The sequence below is a fragment of the Ochrobactrum sp. 19YEA23 genome (assembly GCF_029909865.1).
Lineage (GTDB): Bacteria > Pseudomonadota > Alphaproteobacteria > Rhizobiales > Rhizobiaceae > Brucella > Brucella gambitense.
Map to the genome: position 1 here is coordinate 40,697 of NZ_JASAMQ010000005.1, position 16,896 is coordinate 57,592.

The window sequence follows — 16,896 nt, forward strand, 5'->3', positions numbered from 1 at the left end:
CGGCCCGGACATCTCCATGACCGACAAAGAGCAGCAAAACCTCGCTGAAGAAAGCGCCAGCGGCATCATCGATACGCTGAGCGGCGCGCAAAAGGCGGCAGCCATTCTTGTGGCTATCGGCCGCCCGGCTGCGTCGCGCCTTCTCAAGCATTTCAGCGCCGAGGATCTGCGCAAGCTTGCCGGTCATGCCCGCACGCTGGACCCGATCTCGCCGCTGGATTTCGAACAGCTCGTGAAGGAATTCGAGGATTCATTCGCCGAGGGCGCGCCGGTTTCGGAAGCCGGGCAACGCTTTGAGGGCCTGTTGCGCGATACGCTGCCGCAGGAAGAAGTGGATGCCGTGTTCGAAGAGCGCGTGCAGCCGCAGCTGGTGCAGGAATCGGTCTGGGTGCAGCTCGGTCGCCTGCCGGTCGACAGCCTGCAAGCCTATCTGGCCGACCAACATCCGCAGATCATCGCCTTTATCGTCTCCAAATTGCCGTCGGACCTTGCCGCGCGCCTGTTTGTCGCCTTGCCGCCGCAACTGCGCAATGCCGTGGTCCAGCGTTCGCTGCATATCGGCAATGTCGCGCCCGCCGCAGCCGAGCTGCTGGAAGATGTGCTGCGCCGCGATCTTCTGGGCCGCAGCGATTCCGGCCCGGTCAAAGCCCATCACGGCCAGATTGCCAATATCTTCAACCAGCTCGACAAGAGCGAGATGGAAGAACTGATGGCAAGCCTTGAGGACCTCAACCGCGACGATCTCAATCGCATCAAGGCCAAGCTCTTCACCTTCGAGGATATCGAGCGCCTGTCGCAGCGCGCGCGCCTGCTGCTCTTCGATGAAGTGCAGACCGAACAGATCGCAACCGCGCTGCGTGGCGCAGATGCCAAGCTTCAGGAACTCGTCCTGTCCTCGCTCTCCACCCGCGGTCGCCGCATGGTGGAAACGGAACTTGGCGCCGAGCAGGGCAATATCACCGCTCAGAATATCGCCGACGCACGCCGTACGATTTCGCGCATTGCTATCGACCTTTCCGAGCGCGGCATCATCACCCTCGACGCGAACGACGCTTCTGCCTGAGGCCGGTGTGACGCATGGCGGACGATACCGATAAGGAAAGCAAAACAGAAGAAGCGACCGAGCAGAAGATCCGCGACGCTTTGGACAAGGGCAACATGCCCTTCTCCCGCGAAACGCCGATCCTCGCTGGCGTCGCCTCGTTTCTGGTCATCGCCGTCTTTGTCGCCGCTCCCGCCACGACAAAGCTTGCCATGTTCCTGCGCGAACTGATCGACCGTCCCGAGGACTGGGTTCTCAACAGCGCGGAAGATGCAAGCCGCCTGTTCAGCGTGCTGGCGCTGGCGGTCGGCGCAGCACTCGTGCCCATCTTCATCATCATTCCGCTGGCAGGCATCGCGTCCTCCGCCTTCCAGAACGCGCCGCGCATCGTCGGCGAGCGTATTCGCCCGCAGGCTTCGCGCATTTCGCCACTCAAGGGGTGGCAGCGCATTTTCGGCCGCAGCGGTCAGGTGGAATTTCTGAAATCGGTGGCGAAGTTTCTCGCCGCCAGCCTCATCGTTTTCATCGTCTTCTTTCAGGGCAACAGCCTGTTCACGGACGCGATTGCGACCGAACCGAGCGCCCTGCCGGAATTCCTGCGCGAAAACATGGTGCGCCTTCTGGTCGCCAATGTGCTGGCAATTACAGCCATCGCGGCCTTCGACCTTGCCTGGTCGCGCATTCACTGGCGGCAGGAACTGCGCATGACGCGGCAGGAAGTCAAGGACGAGCTGAAACAGTCGGAAGGCGATCCGCTGGTCAAATCGCGCCTGCGCTCACTGGGACGTGATCGCGCCCGCCGCCGTATGATCAGCGCCGTACCGACCGCCACGCTGATTGTCGCAAATCCGACGCATTTCTCCGTAGCACTGCGCTACAAGCCGAACGAAGACGCCGCACCGGTGGTCGTTGCAAAGGGGCAGGATCTGATCGCGCTCAAGATAAGAGAAGTGGCCGCCCAGCACTCGATACCAGTCTTCGAGGACGTGCCTCTGGCGCGCGCACTTTATAAACAGGTGAATGTCGACCAGATGATCGCACCGGAATTCTATAAGGCCGTTGCCGAACTCATCCGCATCATCAATACGCGGCATACAGTACACTAATGGTATAGCTATGACTTTGCCCTATTCCCAAATATTATTGGCCTGTTCTCAACGATCGATGGTGACACGATGAAGAGTCTGCAATTTTCCAACGAACGTGAAGCGATCATCGCCGAGAACCTGCATGAAGTGGTGACGGAGCTGCGTCTCGTCGATCCAGCTGATTACATTGCCTTCATCCGCTGCGAGCTTTTTGCCAATATTGCCGATGTCGTCAGCTCTGCGACAGAGCTTTATTTCTTCCCCGGTACGCTGGAACTGGGCCATGGGGGTGACTATCGCTGTGACTGGCAATCGCCACCGTCGGTGGTGCTGGATATGGAATTCCGCAATCAGGGCGTCTATGCCTATTTCCGCCTGATCCTCACGGACAAGACGGCTGGCGTGGAATTGAACCACATCACCTTTGAAGACGCAGATCAGGACCCCGCAAACAACACGGCGCGCCTGCGAAACGCTTTCCGCGAGGCCAGACTGCCCCTGAAGAAGCGGGCTTAAAGCATTTCCAGCAAAAGTGCGAAGCGGTTTTGCGCGGGACAATGCGGGCTTGAAAAATGACACCGGACGCGAGCAAACGCATCCGGTGCCATCAAGCAGTTTAAGCGGCTAGTTTATTTCCAGCGGGGCTGACCGCCCCGCGTTCGGAAATGCAATCAATAAAACAAAATAAATCAAAATAATCAGCGCTTCCGGTCTATCCGGACACATCATGACCGGCCCGTCACCGAGCCGGCAATTGCTGAATTACATAAGATGCTCAGTGCCCGGCATTTCAATAATGCCAAGCGACAGAGCGGTCGCCACAGCCGAAGTACGGTTGGAGCAGTTCAGCTTGATTTTCGCGTTTTGCAGATAGGTCACCACCGTCCAGCGGGCGATGCTGAGAATATCAGCGATCTCGCCGTCGGTTTTGCCATTGGCCGCCCAACGCAGGCAATCCACCTCGCGCGGTGTGAGCAGGCTTGCCACCGAGCTGGCGTCCTTATGGCCGCACAACGCATTGTGGATCACGCCAGACACGCTGAGCAGGCGCGGACGCAGCTTGGTCACAAATTGCTCACGATCCTCATCCTTGTCGATCTCGAACGAGAACAGCGTGCAGCCGGAAGCGCCTTTGGGATTGCGCGCGGAAACGGCAATGAAAATATTGCCGAGCCCATGCTTTTCAGCGTCCTGCAGCAGTTCCGCAACCGATGGGCAGATATTGGCGTCTTCCTGCAGATCATGCACGATGCCGCTGCCGTCGTTGGAGAAATAGGGCGCATCTTCCTGAAAGATCGGATCGATGGCGAAATAGTTCTTCGTCGAATAGCGCGCCGACCAGGCGGTCGGAACGGTCATCACCAGCGTCAGATCGTTGGAATTGAGCTTGGCGCACTCATTCATGCGGCCACGATAGGCGTGCATGATGTGCCGGCAGCCGACTTCATCGCGGATGCGGGTCAAAAGTGTGAGCGTATCGCTCTGAAATGCTGCTCCAAAAAAGGTCTTCTTGAAATTTGGAAAATGAATCAGGTCAAGAGTCATGCGAAATATCCTTAAGAATCAAGCCGCTTAAGCTTTCGGTCCGTCGCCTTATGTCCTGCTGGCGACTATGTTTCGAATCGCGCCCGACAAACTGCTTAATTGTTTATAAGTGACAAAAAAAATACGCCTCATGGCAACTCGCAATTATTGTGCCGCAAGTTGTTACACACAAGAACAGAGTGAAAATAAGGCACAGTTTCAAAAAGCTTGTTCCCAATTGGAACAAATAAGCCCTTAACTAGTCTTGCCGTAAGCCCTGAAGAAGAAATCCACCGCCGTTTCCACATTTTTGCGGATGGCTTCGTCTGATGGCTCGTCGGCAATCACACCGAAGAGACGCGGGCGATAAAGCCCGGCCAGAAACAAATCGGAGAGCTGGTAGGCGACCCGATCAACGTCGAACGGCTCCAGAACGCCATCCTCGATCATCTTCTCCAAATAGACGGCCATGGCGACCAGACTGCGCTTCGGACCCCTGTCATAGAAACGGGCGGAAAGCTCCGGCTTGCGCTCGCTGACGCCCAGAACGATGCGCTGCGCGCGAATAGCGGTCGAAGACGTAATCAACGTCACCAGCGCAATGCCGAACTCCGTTAGTTCCTCACGATTGGAGAAACCATTGTCCAGCTTGCCGATCAGAGTGCTGAACATGGTGTGGCGGTAGTGTTCGCACAAAGCGACGAACAGGTCTTCCTTGCTGTTGAAATAGACGTAGATCGTGCCCTTCGACACGCCCGCTTCACGGGTAATATCGTTCATGCTGGCAGCGTCGAAGCCCATGCGCAGGAATACGCTTTGCGCGCCTTCCAGTATCTGGCTGCGCTTTGCGGGGTCCTGACCGGCGCCAAGCCTCGTGCGTCCGCATTCCATTTCAGGCGCGCATGCAAGCGTACTGGCTTTGAACTTTTCTGACTTTGCCAGCTTTTCGGATTTTGAGCCCGTCTTGACGAAATTGGCCGCAACTTCACCCGCATCATGCCGATCCAGATCAGGCGTGGTGAGCGTATCGGGGCTTCCTTCGGTATGCCGTTCGGGCTTCATATCACAAACTCTTATACTTTTTTCGAACCGAGCGGTTCGATATCACTTGATATGCGCATCTTATTGGATTATGTCAACATCGAACCGAGCGGTTCAATCCACTGGATGTGCAGAAAGTTTCTCCTATGACTGCCAAGAAGTCTGTAGATCAGGCCGATATTCGCCAGTTTCCGACGGCCAAAACCTTCACGCCGGACGAAGCTCCGGCGACAAACGATGCACCGCAGAACGAGAGAACGCAGCCCCACGCTGTACCCAATGCGCGTCCACAGGAGACGCCGCACAAGGGAAACGTGAAAGGTGGCGAGAAAAAAGGCTTCGGCAAGCGCGTTGTGCTGCCGGGTGTTTTGATCGTCGCTGTGGCCGCAGGTCTCTGGTATGGCTATGATTATTGGACCGTAGGCCGTTTCATGGTTTCGACCGACGACGCCTATGTGCAGGGCGATATCGCGTCCATTGCACCGAAAGTTACGGGCTATATCGACAATATTCCGGTCGTCGCCAACCAGCATGTCAAGGCTGGCGATGTGATCTTCCAGCTTGATTCCGGCGATTATCAGATCGCTCTCGATGAGACGGAAGCCAAGCTTTCCACGCAAAAGGAAACGCTGGCCCGCATCGTCGCGCAGACGACCGCAGCCCAGGCTACCGAGCAGCAGGCCGAAGCCCAGAAGCAGGCGGCAAGCGCCGTCCTGACCAATGCACAGTCCACCTTGACGCGCGTGCAGAAACTGCACGACACGCGTTTTGTCGCTCAGGCCGATCTCGACACGGCCCAGTCGTCGCTCGACCAGGCACGCGCCAATGTCGCCAGCGCCGATGCGCAGATCGCTTCCGCCAAGGCGAATATCGCCGTTCTCAATGCTCAGTATAAAGAAACCGACAGCGGCACGAAATCGCTAGAACTTGCTCGTGACAAAGCGGCCCGTGATTTGGCCTTCACTACATTACGCGCACCGTTCGACGGCGTGGTCGGCAATCTCTCCGGCAAGAAGGGCGACCTCGTATCCGCTGGTCAGAAGATCGCAGCACTGGTGCCAGTCGGTCAGCTCTACATCGACGCCAATTACAAAGAAACGCAGCTCGCCCATATCAAGACCGGCGAGACAGCGCATATCTATGTCGACGCCATCGACGGTACCAAGTTTGACGGCAAGGTCGTTTCGGTTGCCCCGGCATCGGGCGCGGTGTTCTCGCTTCTGCCGCCGGAAAATGCGACCGGCAACTTCACCAAGGTGGTGCAGCGCGTGCCGGTCCGTATCGCCATTCCGCAGGATGCGCTGGACTCCGGCAAAATCCGTGCAGGTCTGAGCGTTGTCGTGGACATCGATACGCGTACCGCCCCTGAAGACAAGTCGAACTAACAGTTCGACGATACGATTGTCGCATGGATAAGCAGCGGCGCGGCTTTTGAGTTCCGCGCCGCCTTCTCTTCCAGAGCGGTTCCTGTTTTACGGAATCGTCAGAACCGCTCTCGTTATTTTTACGCATTATCCAACGCAAAACCGCTTCGCGCTTTTGCTGGAAATGCAGTCTTGTTTCGCACCGCATTATCCTACGCAAAACCGCTTTGCACTTTTGCTGGAAATGCTTCATTCCGGAGTGCGCCGTCATGGCCGCAGACACGACAATGGGGCCTATGGCCCCGGCGGATGACCGCATCGACCCCAAAAAGGCTGTCGCCTTTCTGGCCATGGTCTTCGGCATGTTCATGGCGATTCTCGACATCCAGATCGTCTCGGCATCGCTTTCCGAAATTCAGGCAGGACTGAGCGCAAGCTCCGACGAAATCTCGTGGGTGCAGACGTCCTATCTGATCGCGGAAGTCATCATGATCCCGCTGTCCGGCTTCCTCGGGCGGCTCTTGTCGACGCGCGTGCTGTTTACGCTTTCGGCGGCAGGCTTCACACTGGCCAGCATGCTCTGCGCCACCGCGACGAACATCGATCAGATGATCGTCTATCGAGCCATTCAGGGCTTCATCGGTGGCGGCATGATCCCCAGCGTGTTCGCGGCGGCCTTCACCATCTTCCCACCCTCCAAGCGCTCCATCGTCTCGCCGATGATCGGCCTCGTGGCCACGCTTGCACCGACCATCGGCCCAACGGTCGGCGGCTATCTCAGCCACGCCTTTTCCTGGCACTGGCTGTTTCTGGTCAATGTCGGCCCCGGTATTCTGGTCACCATCGCCGCCTGGAACCTGATCGACTTCGACGAAGGCGACAGCTCGCTTTTGAGCAAGTTCGACTGGTGGGGCCTTGTCGGTATGGCTGCCTTCCTCGGCTCCATGGAATATGTGCTGGAAGAAGGCCCGCGCAACGACTGGCTTCAGGATCAGGCCATCTTCATCCTGACCATTGTCATGACGGTCGGCGGCATTGTGTTCTTCTATCGAGCCTTCACATCCGAAGAACCCATCGTGGATCTGCGCGCCTTCAAGAACGTCAATTTCGCGTTCGGCTCGCTGTTTTCCTTCGTCATGGGCGTCGGGCTTTACGGCCTCACCTATCTCTATCCGCTCTATCTCGCCAGCGTGCGCGGCTATGATGCGTTGCAGATCGGCGAAGCGCTGTTCGTCAGCGGTCTTGCCATGTTCTTTACAGCGCCGGTTGCAGGTTTCCTGTCCAACCGCATGGACCCGCGCCTGATGATGATGATCGGCTTCCTCGGCTTTGCCGCAGGTACATGGATGGTCACCGGCCTGACCGCCGACTGGGATTTCCACGAATTGCTGCTCCCGCAGATCCTGCGCGGCTGTTCGCTGATGCTGTGCATGGTGCCGATCAACAATCTGGCGCTGGGCACGCTGCCGCCTGCCCTGCTGAAGAACGCATCGGGTCTCTTCAACCTGACGCGTAACCTCGGCGGCGCTGTTGGCCTTGCCGTCATCAACACCATCCTGACGCGCCGCGGCGACATGCATTATGACCGGCTTGCCGAACATGTGCGCTGGGGCAATGCGGAAGCCGAGCAGATGGTCGCCAACCTGACGGCGAAATACAATGCCGCCGGTCTCGACGGCCCGACTATCGCAATCGCCAAATTGTCGGGCATGGTTCGGCAACAGGCAACGCTCCTGTCCTTCATCGACGTGTTCTTCATCCTGACGATGATGTTCTGCACGCTGGCTGTCTGCGCGATCCTGTTGCGCAAGCCCAAGCAAGCAGGCGGTGGCGGCGGCGGTGGGCACTAACCCGTCCGGCGGATCGGAAAAAGACACCCTGAAAGCATCCTCCCAAGCTTTCATACGAAACCCGAAAGGTTCATAAACCTTTCGGGTTTTTTCGTTTGAGGGGATGGAAAACACAACCACGCCGCGAGCAGGCAAATCCTTGTCGTAGCGGGAACAGCTTCCGCCCAAAATGTGACAACCGCGAAACTTCTGTCACATTTCTTGTCATAAAAATGACCCTTCCCCACAGGGATGAATTGCTAAGCTACTGAAAACGTGTTTCACTTTCTGCTGTTGGCAATTTGTGACAAGCAGCAAACTGTCATCCAACCGTCATGTCGGGCGGGTAACGGGTAGGCGGGCTCCGGAATTGGCCGGGGGCTTTCGTCGACCTATATTAGGGGAGTCAAACAATGCTTAGCTATACAGCGCGTCTGCTGTCGCTTTCGACCGCTATCGCCGTTGCCGGAGTTTCCATCGCCGCTGCCGCGCCGTCCGCCGAACTGATCGCTGCAGCCAAGGCAGAAGGCGAACTGACCACCATCGCACTCCCGCACGACTGGTGCGGCTATGGCGAAATCATCCAGAGCTTCAAGGACAAGTATGGCCTCAAGGTCAACGAACTGAACCCGGATGCCGGTTCGGGCGATGAAATCGAAGCCATCAAGGCCAACAAGGACAATAAGGGCCCGCAGGCTCCGGACGTCATCGACGTCGGCTTTGCTTTCGGCACCTCGGCCAAGAAAGACGGCCTGATCCAGCCTTACAAGGTTTCGACCTGGGACGAAATTCCGGATAGCGCCAAGGATGCCGAAGGCTACTGGTACGGCGACTATTACGGCGTTCTGGCCTTCGAAGTGAACAAGGACATCATCAAGGACGCTCCACAGGATTGGGCTGACCTCCTGAAGAGCGACTATGCCAATTCCGTTTCGCTCGCTGGCGATCCGCGCGTTTCGGCACAGGCGATCCTCGGCGTTCACGCGGCCGGTATTGCTGCTGGCGCAGAGCCGGGCGAAGCCGCTGGCAAGAAGGGCCTCGAATTCTTCAAGGACCTGAATGCAAAGGGCAACTTCGTTCCGGTTATCGGCAAGGCCGCATCGCTGGCACAGGGCTCGACGCCAATCGTCATCCGTTGGGATTACAACGCGCTCGCCGACCGCGACACGCTGAAGGGCAACCCGGAAGTCGACACCATCATCCCGAAGACGGGCGTGATTGCCGGCGTCTACGTGCAGGCCATCAGCGCCTACGCACCGCACCCGAACGCTGCAAAGCTCTGGATGGAACACATCTATTCGGATGAAGGCCAGATCGGCTATCTGAAGGGCTACTGCCACCCGATCCGCTTCAACGCGATGAGCAAGGCTGGCAAGATCCCGAAGGATCTGCTCGACAAGCTGCCGGACGCTACTGCCTATGAAAAGGCAATCTTCCCGACCCTGGAACAGATTGACGCCGCACAGGCAACGATCACCAAGGAATGGGACAGCGTCGTCGGCGCCAACGTCAAGTAAGCGACTTCGTTCGTTTCTGACGATGGACCTGTGAAAAAGGTGTTGGACCAGCCGGGCATCTCCCGGTTGGTCCAATTCCGATTTTCCCGTTTTTTGGCCTCTACTCGACGGATCTGTCGTGTATCTTGCCTGTTTCCGCATGCAGCGCGTGCGAAACGAACAGCCGAAGAAAGAGCGCATGAGTTCAGTAGCCGATACAGCAGCCCCAGCCAGTCCGGTCGGTAGCGTTCGCAAACGCCGACTACCGTTGACATGGCTTGGCGTGGCGCCGTTTTTCCTCTTCGCCATTCTCTTCCTGATCTGGCCGACGATGTATCTCATCATCGGCGCGTTTCAGGACCCGGCGGGCAATTTCACGCTCCAGAACATCAACGACCTGTTCCAGCCGCAGATCATGAGCGCCTACTGGATTTCGATCAAGGTCAGCCTTGCATCGGCCATCGGCGGCGCAATCATCGGCTTCTTTCTGGCCTGGGCCGTGGTGTTGGGCAATCTGCCGTCATGGCTGCGCCCGACCGTTCTGACCTTCTCCGGCGTGGCGTCCAACTTTGCGGGCGTGCCGCTCGCCTTCGCCTTTCTGGCGACACTCGGGCGCACTGGCTTCGTGACGATCCTGCTGCGTGAGTGGTTCGGCTTCAATCTCTATTCGACCGGCTTTAACCTCCTCAGCTTCTTCGGCCTGACGCTGACCTATCTCTTCTTCCAGATCCCGCTGATGGTGCTGATCCTGACGCCAGCGCTGGACGGTCTGAAGAAGGAATGGCGCGAGGCTTCCTCGATCCTCGGCGCAACCAATGCGCAATACTGGCGCATGGTGGCCTTCCCGATCCTGTGGCCAAGCCTGCTCGGCACGACGCTGTTGCTTTTCGCCAATGCCTTCGGCGCTATTGCAACCGCCTATGCGCTGACCGGCTCGTCGCTCAACATCGTGCCGATCCTGCTCTATGCGCAGATCCGTGGTGACGTTCTGCATAACCAGAATCTTGGCTATGCGCTGGCGCTTGGCATGATCGTCATCACCGGAATATCCAATCTGATCTATATCTGGCTGCGTATGCGCGCCGAAAGGTGGCAGCGATGAAAGGCTCGACGGCTCAGAAAATCGGAGCGTGGATCGCCTTCTTCATTGGCGCGGTCTACTTCCTCGTGCCGCTCATTGGCACGTTCGAATTCTCGCTGCGCATGCGGCGCGGCGAGTATTCCTTCGACGCCTATCGCGTTGTCTTCACCGATCCGAATTTCCAGGCAACCTTCGGCTATTCGATCCTGCTGGGTATTTTGACCATCATTTTCGGTGTCCTGCTGGTTGTACCGACCGCCTATTGGGTGCGTCTGCGCCTGCCGCAATTGCGCCCGGTGATGGAATTCATCACTCTGATGCCGCTGGTCATTCCGGCCATCGTCATCGTGTTCGGCTATCTGCGCATCTACAACTCGTCTTCCTGGCTGCCGTTCACCGCATCCACGCGTGCAACCGACGTGCTGTTGATGTTTGGCTATATGACATTGTCGCTGCCTTACATGTATCGCGCGGTCGACACAGCCATGCGCACCATCGACGTGAATACGCTGACGGAAGCCGCCCAGAGCCTTGGTGCAAGCTGGCCCACCATCATGTTCAAGGTCATCTTCCCGAATGTTATTTCGGGCGTGATGAGCGGCGCCTTCATCACCTTCGCCATCGTCATCGGTGAATTCACGCTGGCTTCGCTTCTGAACCGCCCGGCCTTCGGACCCTATCTCCAGCTGGTGGGCGCCAACCGCGCTTACGAACCGTCTGCGCTGGCGATCATTTCGTTTGGCATTACGTGGCTGGCGATCATCATGTTGCAGCTCGTTTCGCGCCTCAATAAATTCAAGACAACCGCCGGGTAACGTTCATGGCTTTTCTCAATATCAAGAACCTGAAAAAGAGCTTCGGCGCCAATACCGTCGTCCACGATTTCAACCTCGCCGTGGAAAAGGGCGAATTCGTCTCCTTCCTCGGGCCATCGGGTTGCGGCAAGACTACCGTGCTGCGAATGATCGCCGGTTTCGAAGATCCGGATAACGGCTCCATCGAGATCAACGGCACCGACGTGGTCGACCTCAAGCCGAACCAGCGCAATATCGGCATGGTGTTTCAGGCCTATGCACTGTTTCCAAACATGACGGTCGCGCAGAACGTTTCGTTCGGCCTGCGCGTTGCCGGCAAGCCGAAGGCGGAAATCGACGCCACGGTGAAGGAAATGCTCGGCCTCATCCGCCTCGACCATCTGGCGGACCGCTATCCCTATCAGATGTCCGGCGGCCAACAACAGCGTGTGGCGCTTGCCCGCGCGCTTGCCACCAAGCCGCAGGTACTGCTACTCGATGAACCGCTCTCCGCGCTTGATGCCAAGATCCGCATCAGCCTGCGTGAGGAAATTCGCACCATCCAGCAGAAGCTCGGCATCACGACGGTTTTCGTAACGCATGATCAGGAAGAAGCGCTGTCGATTTCCGATCGCATTGTGGTCATGCATGAAGGCCGCGCCGACCAGATCGGCTCGCCTTTCGACATCTACAACCGTCCGGCCTCGCGTTTCGTGGCGTCCTTCGTGGGCACGCTCAATATGCTGGAAGCTTCGGTCAGTGAACCGGAGAAGAACGGCATCGACCTCGACGGTCGCATGATCACCGTGCGCGACACGCTTGGCCATCATCCAAAGGGCAAACCGGTGACGCTGGCGCTGCGCCCTGAAGCCATCAGCCTTGAAGCGCGCAAGAGCCACGACACATCGCTGGATGCGACGATCGAGGATGTGCATTTCCTCGGCTCCGTCATCCGCACGCGCGTGGCGTTGGGCAAGAACCGCCTGTCCTTCGACACGTTCAACGATCCGACCCACCCGCCGCCGCAACGCGGCGACAAGGTGACCGTGCATTTCGCGGCACATGATCTGCTGGTGCTTGCAGACTGAACAATAAAAAACCCCGCGTAAGCGGGGTTTTTTATTTTGTCGCTCCGTCGGAAAGATCAGACTACCTTTTCCATTTCCGGCAGCACAGTGAAGAGATCACCGACGAGACCATAATCGGCAACCTGGAAGATTGGCGCTTCTTCATCCTTGTTGATGGCGACGATAACGCGGCTGTCTTTCATGCCTGCCAGATGCTGGATCGCGCCGGAGATGCCGACAGCGATGTAAAGCTCCGGTGCAACCACCTTGCCCGTCTGGCCAACCTGCCAGTCGTTCGGCGCATAGCCCGCATCGACTGCTGCACGGCTGGCGCCAACCGCCGCACCGAGCTTGTCGGCAACCGGCAGGATCACTTCCTGGAACTTTTCAGCCGAACCAAGTGCACGACCGCCCGAGATGATGATCTTGGCCGAGGTCAGTTCCGGACGATCCGAAGCCGACAGCGCATTGCCAACAAAGCTCGACAATGCCGGATCGGCAGGCACGGTTGCACTTTCAACCGCAGCCGAACCACCGTCGCCCGTCGCCTGGAAAGAGGCGGTGCGCACCGTGATCACCTTCTTGGCGTCGGTGGACTGGACGGTCTGGATCGCATTGCCCGCATAGATCGGACGCTTGAACGTATCCGCCGATACGACTTCCATGATTTCAGACAACTGCATCACATCGAGAAGTGCTGCAACGCGCGGCAGGATGTTCTTGGCCGAAGTCGTCGCCGCAGCGATGATCGTGTCGTAATTGGCGGCCAGCGCCACGATGAGTGCTGCCGTTGGCTCGGCCAGACGGTTTTCCAGCGCATCGCTTTCAGCCAGCAGAACCTTGCGCACGCCTTTCAGCTTGGCGGCTGCATCGGCTGCCGCCTTTGCGCCCTTGCCTGCAACCAGAATATCGACATCGCCGCCAATCTGGGCGGCGGCCGTCAGCGCCTTTGCCGTCTGGTCCGAAAGGGTTGCATTGTCATGTTCGGCAATAAGAAGAATAGCCATTGTTTCTGTCCTTAATTCATCCGGTGCCGGAAACCTGTCAGGCCCAATATACACACTTGGCGAAAATGGTGGGGCGCGAGAACCGGAGCGGAGCGTACTTTTGGTACGTGAGCACCGGAAGCGCAGCGACACGCCATTTGCAGACGGGCCTCACGGGTTTCCCTTTAAATGATGCCGTCGGCCTTCAGCTTCTCGACCAGTTCAGAGACCGAACCAACCTTGACGCCAGCCTTGCGGCCACCCGGTTCTTCGGTCTTCAGGACCTTCAGGCGCGCCGTGATATCGGCACCGAAATCGGCAGGCGACTTCTCGTCCAGCGGCTTCTTCTTCGCCTTCATGATATTCGGCAGCGATGCATAGCGCGGCTGGTTCAAACGAAGATCGACCGTGACAATCGCCGGAAGTTTCACATCGATGGTCTGCAGACCGCCATCCACTTCGCGCGTCACCTTGGCCGAACCGTCACCCAGTTCCACCTTCGAGGCAAAGGTTGCCTGGCTCCAGTTAAGAAGCGCCGACAGCATCTGGCCGGTCTGGTTGGCATCGTCGTCAATGGCTTGCTTGCCGAGGAAGACGAGGTCCGGCTTTTCTGTATCAACCACGCCCTTCAAGACCTTGGCGACGCCAAGAGGCTCGACCGTCTCATCGGTCTTGACCAGGATCGCGCGGTCCGCACCCATGGCAAGGGCCGTGCGCAGTGTTTCCTGCGCCTGTGCCGGGCCAACCGATACAGCCACGATCTCCGTGACCTTGCCAGCTTCCTTCAGGCGGATCGCCTCTTCAACCGCAATCTCGTCGAACGGGTTCATCGACATCTTCACATTCGAAAGCTCAACGCCAGATCCGTCGCCCTTAACACGGATCTTTACGTTGTAATCGACGACACGTTTTACTGCGACAACTGCCTTCATGGGGCTAACCTTTCCTTGCAGCGAACCGGATCGTCGTGACGATATATCGGAGCCGGTTCGCACTAACTATTGGACGGACGATCAGAGGCGCGCGCGCTTGGCTTCCGGATCGTATGGCGATTCCTCGATCACGCGGGCCTTGCGCCTCTCACCCAGAACCGGGATTTCCAGTTCCGTGCCCGGCACGCCAAGCTCGACCGGCAGCAGCGCCAGCGCGATATCGTGCCCGAACGTGTAGGAATAGCTGCCCGAAGTGACGCGACCCACCAGCTTGCCATCATGGTAGACACCCTCGCTGGTCAGCGTGCTGGCGCCATCGGTTTCAACCGCAAGCGTGACGGAGCGGCGCTTGATGCCGCGTTCCTTTTCCTCGACCAGCGCCTGCCTGCCCATGAAATCGCCCTTGTCGAGACGGATGAAGCGTTCGAGGCCGCTTTCCCAGGCGCTCAGCTCGGTGTTCATGTCGCGGTACATGGCGCGATAGGACTTGTCGAGCCGCAGCGATTCCAGTGCATGCAGGCCGATAAGGCGCAGGCCGTGCTCCTTGCCGGATGCAAGCAAGGCTTCCAGCAGATGCCGCTGATAGGCCAGCGGATGATAAAGCTCCCAGCCCAGTTCGCCTTCATAATTGACGCGCAGCAGGCGCACATCGCTGGCAAGGCCAACCGTTCCAGACTTGATGCCGAACCACGGGAATGCTTCGTTGGACAGATCGATTTCGGTGAGAGACTGCAGCACGTCGCGCGCCTTCGGTCCGACAATGGTGAAGCAACCCCGATCATTGGTCACATTGCGCAGGGTGACGCTGCCGTCCTTCGGCAGCAACTTCGACAGATCGTCAAAGTTCCAGCGTTCGGCGCGCGGGGTGGAAATCAAATAGAAAGTGCCGTCATCGAGACGCGACACCACATATTCCGCCTGCACGCCGCCCTTCTTGGTCAGATGATGCGCAAGGTTGACGCGACCAATTTTCGGCAGGCGGTTGGCGAGAATGCCGTCGAGCCAGGCTTCCGCGCCGGGACCGCTGACCTCGAATTTGGTCATCGGCGTCATTTCGACGAGGCCGACTGCATTGCGGACCGCTTCGACTTCCTCGCCGACATATTTGCCCTTTTCCGTCCAGCGCCAGCTGTACTGATCCTTGGCCTCGACGCCCTTAGGCGCGAACCAGTTCGGCATTTCCCAACCATTGAGGCAACCCCAAACAGCACCCAGTTCAGTCAGGCGGTCATAGGATGGCGCGGTTTTCTGTGGGCGGGCAGCGGGCATATCCTGTCCCGGATAATGCTGCTCGGCATGGGTGCCCCAGGATTCGCGCACCTTCTCGCGGGTCCAATTCTTGTTGGCGTAATCGCCAAAACGACGCGGATCGAGTTCGGACGTATCGATACTGTTGCCGCCCTCGACGATACGCTCCGAAAGATAATAGCCAATAGCACCGCCCCACAGGATGCCGCCCGGAACGCCTTCGGCCAGCCAGACATTGTCCAGCCCCCAGGCCGGACCGACCAGCGGCAATTCATCCGCCGTCATCTGGAACGGCCCGCGCACATTGGCCTTGATACCGACGCGACCGAGTGCGGGAACCATCTCAATGGCCTGTTCCCAATTCCACGAAACGGAATCGAAATCCTCTTCCAGAAGATCGGCGCCGAACCATTCCGGCACGCCGTTTTCAGCAAAGAGCTTCAGATGTTCCGTCTTCTCATAAGGGCCGAACATCAGCCCATCGCCTTCCTCGCGCAGATAGCCCTCAAAGCCCTCATCGCGCAGGATTGGCATTTCCGGCAGGCCCTGACGCTTGCGCTCGATCACTTCCGGCACTGCATCGGTGATCCAGTATTGATGGATAATCGGGATCGCCGGAATGTCGAGGCCGAGCATCGCCCCGGTCTGGCGGGCATAATTACCCGTGGCCGAGATGATATGCTCGCAGATGATGTCGCCCTGATTGGTCTTCACCTTCCACTCGCCGCTTGGCAGACGCTCGAAACCGTTGACCTGCGTGTTAAGATGAATCTTCGCGCCTCTGTCGCGTGCGCCCTTGGCCAGCGCCATGGTGACATCGGCAGGCGCGATATGACCGTCATCCGGGTGATAAAGCGCGCCCAGCATGTCATGATTGTTCTCAAGCAGCGGCCACAATTCACGGGCGCGTGCCGGGGAAACCAGCTCGGCGCGCAGGCCCTGCACTTCGGCGACGCTCATATAGCTCTTGTACTCGTCCAGCCGGTCGCGCGTATTGGCGATGCGCAGCTGGCCGCATTTGTGCCAGCCGACATGCTGGCCGGTCTCGGCTTCCAGACCTTCATAAATCTCGATGGATTTGTTGATCATGCGGCCGATATTGATGCTGCGCGCATAGGACGGGATCAGGCCTGCCGCGTGCCATGTGGAACCGGCGGTGAGCTGCGTGCGTTCCAGAAGAACGACATCCGACCAGCCCCGCTTGGCCAGACCGTAAAGAATGGAGGCGCCGACGCAACCTCCCCCGATGACAACCGCGCGCGCATGAGTCTGCATTCCTAGTTCCCTTCCAGTATATGATTTGGAGATTGCCGAAGCGTCGCTCCCGGCGACAATACGGGCTCCTTTGTGCGTTACATTACAGAGGGTTCTGCGCCCTGTGAGCTTGATAAAAAATCCGCGAAG

At 58.2% G+C, this 16,896-nt stretch carries 14 protein-coding genes; 9 read left to right on the forward strand and 5 right to left on the reverse strand.

What is annotated here, in order from left to right:
* Nucleotides 1-16: 16 nt before the first annotated feature.
* The 3 genes from QBD01_RS14130 to QBD01_RS14140 all read left to right on the forward strand — a co-directional run bounded on the left by QBD01_RS14130 (nt 17) and on the right by QBD01_RS14140 (nt 2,646).
* Nucleotides 17-1,063 carry a flagellar motor switch protein FliG gene (locus tag QBD01_RS14130; RefSeq protein ID WP_280993327.1) on the forward strand — a complete coding sequence of 349 codons (1,047 nt, stop codon included), beginning with the start codon at nt 17-19 and terminating at the stop codon, nt 1,061-1,063.
* 14 nt (nt 1,064-1,077) lie between these two features.
* The gene (locus QBD01_RS14135; protein ID WP_280993328.1) at nt 1,078-2,148 is read left to right on the forward strand and encodes a flagellar biosynthesis protein FlhB; all 1,071 of its coding nucleotides are present in this window, start codon (nt 1,078-1,080) and stop codon (nt 2,146-2,148) included.
* A gap of 69 nt (nt 2,149-2,217) precedes the next feature.
* Entirely contained in the window at nt 2,218-2,646 is a 429-nt protein-coding gene (locus tag QBD01_RS14140; RefSeq protein WP_182523083.1) for a hypothetical protein, read from the forward strand.
* A 246-nt stretch (nt 2,647-2,892) separates the two neighbouring features.
* Here QBD01_RS14140 and QBD01_RS14145 read toward each other — a convergent pair whose 3' ends face one another.
* Nucleotides 2,893-3,675, reverse strand: coding sequence for a LuxR family transcriptional regulator (locus QBD01_RS14145; RefSeq protein WP_182523084.1), 783 nt, complete (start codon nt 3,673-3,675; stop codon nt 2,893-2,895).
* A gap of 234 nt (nt 3,676-3,909) precedes the next feature.
* On the reverse strand, nt 3,910-4,545 hold the full coding sequence (locus QBD01_RS14150) for a TetR/AcrR family transcriptional regulator (RefSeq protein ID WP_392391419.1): 636 nt from the start codon (nt 4,543-4,545) through the stop codon (nt 3,910-3,912).
* A 296-nt stretch (nt 4,546-4,841) separates the two neighbouring features.
* Between QBD01_RS14150 and QBD01_RS14155 the strand changes: the two genes are divergently transcribed.
* From QBD01_RS14155 to QBD01_RS14180, 6 genes are all read left to right on the forward strand, one after another.
* Complete coding sequence (locus tag QBD01_RS14155; protein WP_280993330.1) at nt 4,842-6,080, forward strand: HlyD family secretion protein; 1,239 nt, start codon at nt 4,842-4,844, stop codon at nt 6,078-6,080.
* 248 nt (nt 6,081-6,328) lie between these two features.
* Entirely contained in the window at nt 6,329-7,909 is a 1,581-nt protein-coding gene (locus QBD01_RS14160; protein ID WP_280993331.1) for a DHA2 family efflux MFS transporter permease subunit, read from the forward strand.
* A gap of 392 nt (nt 7,910-8,301) precedes the next feature.
* Nucleotides 8,302-9,405, forward strand: a complete 1,104-nt coding sequence (locus QBD01_RS14165; RefSeq protein WP_182523088.1) for an ABC transporter substrate-binding protein — start codon at nt 8,302-8,304, stop codon at nt 9,403-9,405.
* Between the two features lie 178 nt (nt 9,406-9,583).
* The gene (locus QBD01_RS14170) at nt 9,584-10,486 is read left to right on the forward strand and encodes an ABC transporter permease subunit (protein ID WP_138787279.1); all 903 of its coding nucleotides are present in this window, start codon (nt 9,584-9,586) and stop codon (nt 10,484-10,486) included.
* Nucleotides 10,483-11,280, forward strand: a complete 798-nt coding sequence (locus QBD01_RS14175; RefSeq protein ID WP_078340844.1) for an ABC transporter permease — start codon at nt 10,483-10,485, stop codon at nt 11,278-11,280. Before QBD01_RS14170 ends, QBD01_RS14175 begins: the two co-directional genes overlap by 4 nt.
* A gap of 5 nt (nt 11,281-11,285) precedes the next feature.
* Nucleotides 11,286-12,347, forward strand: a complete 1,062-nt coding sequence (locus QBD01_RS14180) for an ABC transporter ATP-binding protein (protein WP_182523089.1) — start codon at nt 11,286-11,288, stop codon at nt 12,345-12,347.
* Between the two features lie 56 nt (nt 12,348-12,403).
* Here QBD01_RS14180 and QBD01_RS14185 read toward each other — a convergent pair whose 3' ends face one another.
* The 3 genes from QBD01_RS14185 to QBD01_RS14195 all read right to left on the reverse strand — a co-directional run bounded on the left by QBD01_RS14185 (nt 12,404) and on the right by QBD01_RS14195 (nt 16,767).
* Nucleotides 12,404-13,333 (reverse strand): electron transfer flavoprotein subunit alpha/FixB family protein, encoded by a 930-nt coding sequence (locus tag QBD01_RS14185; RefSeq protein ID WP_280993332.1) that lies wholly within the window; start codon nt 13,331-13,333, stop codon nt 12,404-12,406.
* Between the two features lie 164 nt (nt 13,334-13,497).
* Entirely contained in the window at nt 13,498-14,244 is a 747-nt protein-coding gene (locus tag QBD01_RS14190) for an electron transfer flavoprotein subunit beta/FixA family protein (RefSeq protein ID WP_280993333.1), read from the reverse strand.
* Between the two features lie 81 nt (nt 14,245-14,325).
* Complete coding sequence (locus tag QBD01_RS14195; protein WP_280993334.1) at nt 14,326-16,767, reverse strand: FAD-dependent oxidoreductase; 2,442 nt, start codon at nt 16,765-16,767, stop codon at nt 14,326-14,328.
* Between the last annotated feature and the right edge of the window lie 129 nt (nt 16,768-16,896).

Coding starts and splice junctions, on each gene's coding strand:
- QBD01_RS14190 (WP_280993333.1), bottom strand. CDS start 14,244: ATGAAGGCAGTTGTCGCAGTAAAACGTGTCGTCGATTACAACGTAAAG.
- QBD01_RS14195 (WP_280993334.1), bottom strand. CDS start 16,767: ATGCAGACTCATGCGCGCGCGGTTGTCATCGGGGGAGGTTGCGTCGGC.
- QBD01_RS14145 (WP_182523084.1), bottom strand. CDS start 3,675: ATGACTCTTGACCTGATTCATTTTCCAAATTTCAAGAAGACCTTTTTT.
- QBD01_RS14140 (WP_182523083.1), top strand. CDS start 2,218: ATGAAGAGTCTGCAATTTTCCAACGAACGTGAAGCGATCATCGCCGAG.
- QBD01_RS14180 (WP_182523089.1), top strand. CDS start 11,286: ATGGCTTTTCTCAATATCAAGAACCTGAAAAAGAGCTTCGGCGCCAAT.
- QBD01_RS14130 (WP_280993327.1), top strand. CDS start 17: ATGACCGACAAAGAGCAGCAAAACCTCGCTGAAGAAAGCGCCAGCGGC.
- QBD01_RS14160 (WP_280993331.1), top strand. CDS start 6,329: ATGGCCGCAGACACGACAATGGGGCCTATGGCCCCGGCGGATGACCGC.
- QBD01_RS14185 (WP_280993332.1), bottom strand. CDS start 13,333: ATGGCTATTCTTCTTATTGCCGAACATGACAATGCAACCCTTTCGGAC.
- QBD01_RS14155 (WP_280993330.1), top strand. CDS start 4,842: ATGACTGCCAAGAAGTCTGTAGATCAGGCCGATATTCGCCAGTTTCCG.
- QBD01_RS14175 (WP_078340844.1), top strand. CDS start 10,483: ATGAAAGGCTCGACGGCTCAGAAAATCGGAGCGTGGATCGCCTTCTTC.
- QBD01_RS14150 (WP_392391419.1), bottom strand. CDS start 4,545: ATGGAATGCGGACGCACGAGGCTTGGCGCCGGTCAGGACCCCGCAAAG.
- QBD01_RS14170 (WP_138787279.1), top strand. CDS start 9,584: ATGAGTTCAGTAGCCGATACAGCAGCCCCAGCCAGTCCGGTCGGTAGC.
- QBD01_RS14135 (WP_280993328.1), top strand. CDS start 1,078: ATGGCGGACGATACCGATAAGGAAAGCAAAACAGAAGAAGCGACCGAG.
- QBD01_RS14165 (WP_182523088.1), top strand. CDS start 8,302: ATGCTTAGCTATACAGCGCGTCTGCTGTCGCTTTCGACCGCTATCGCC.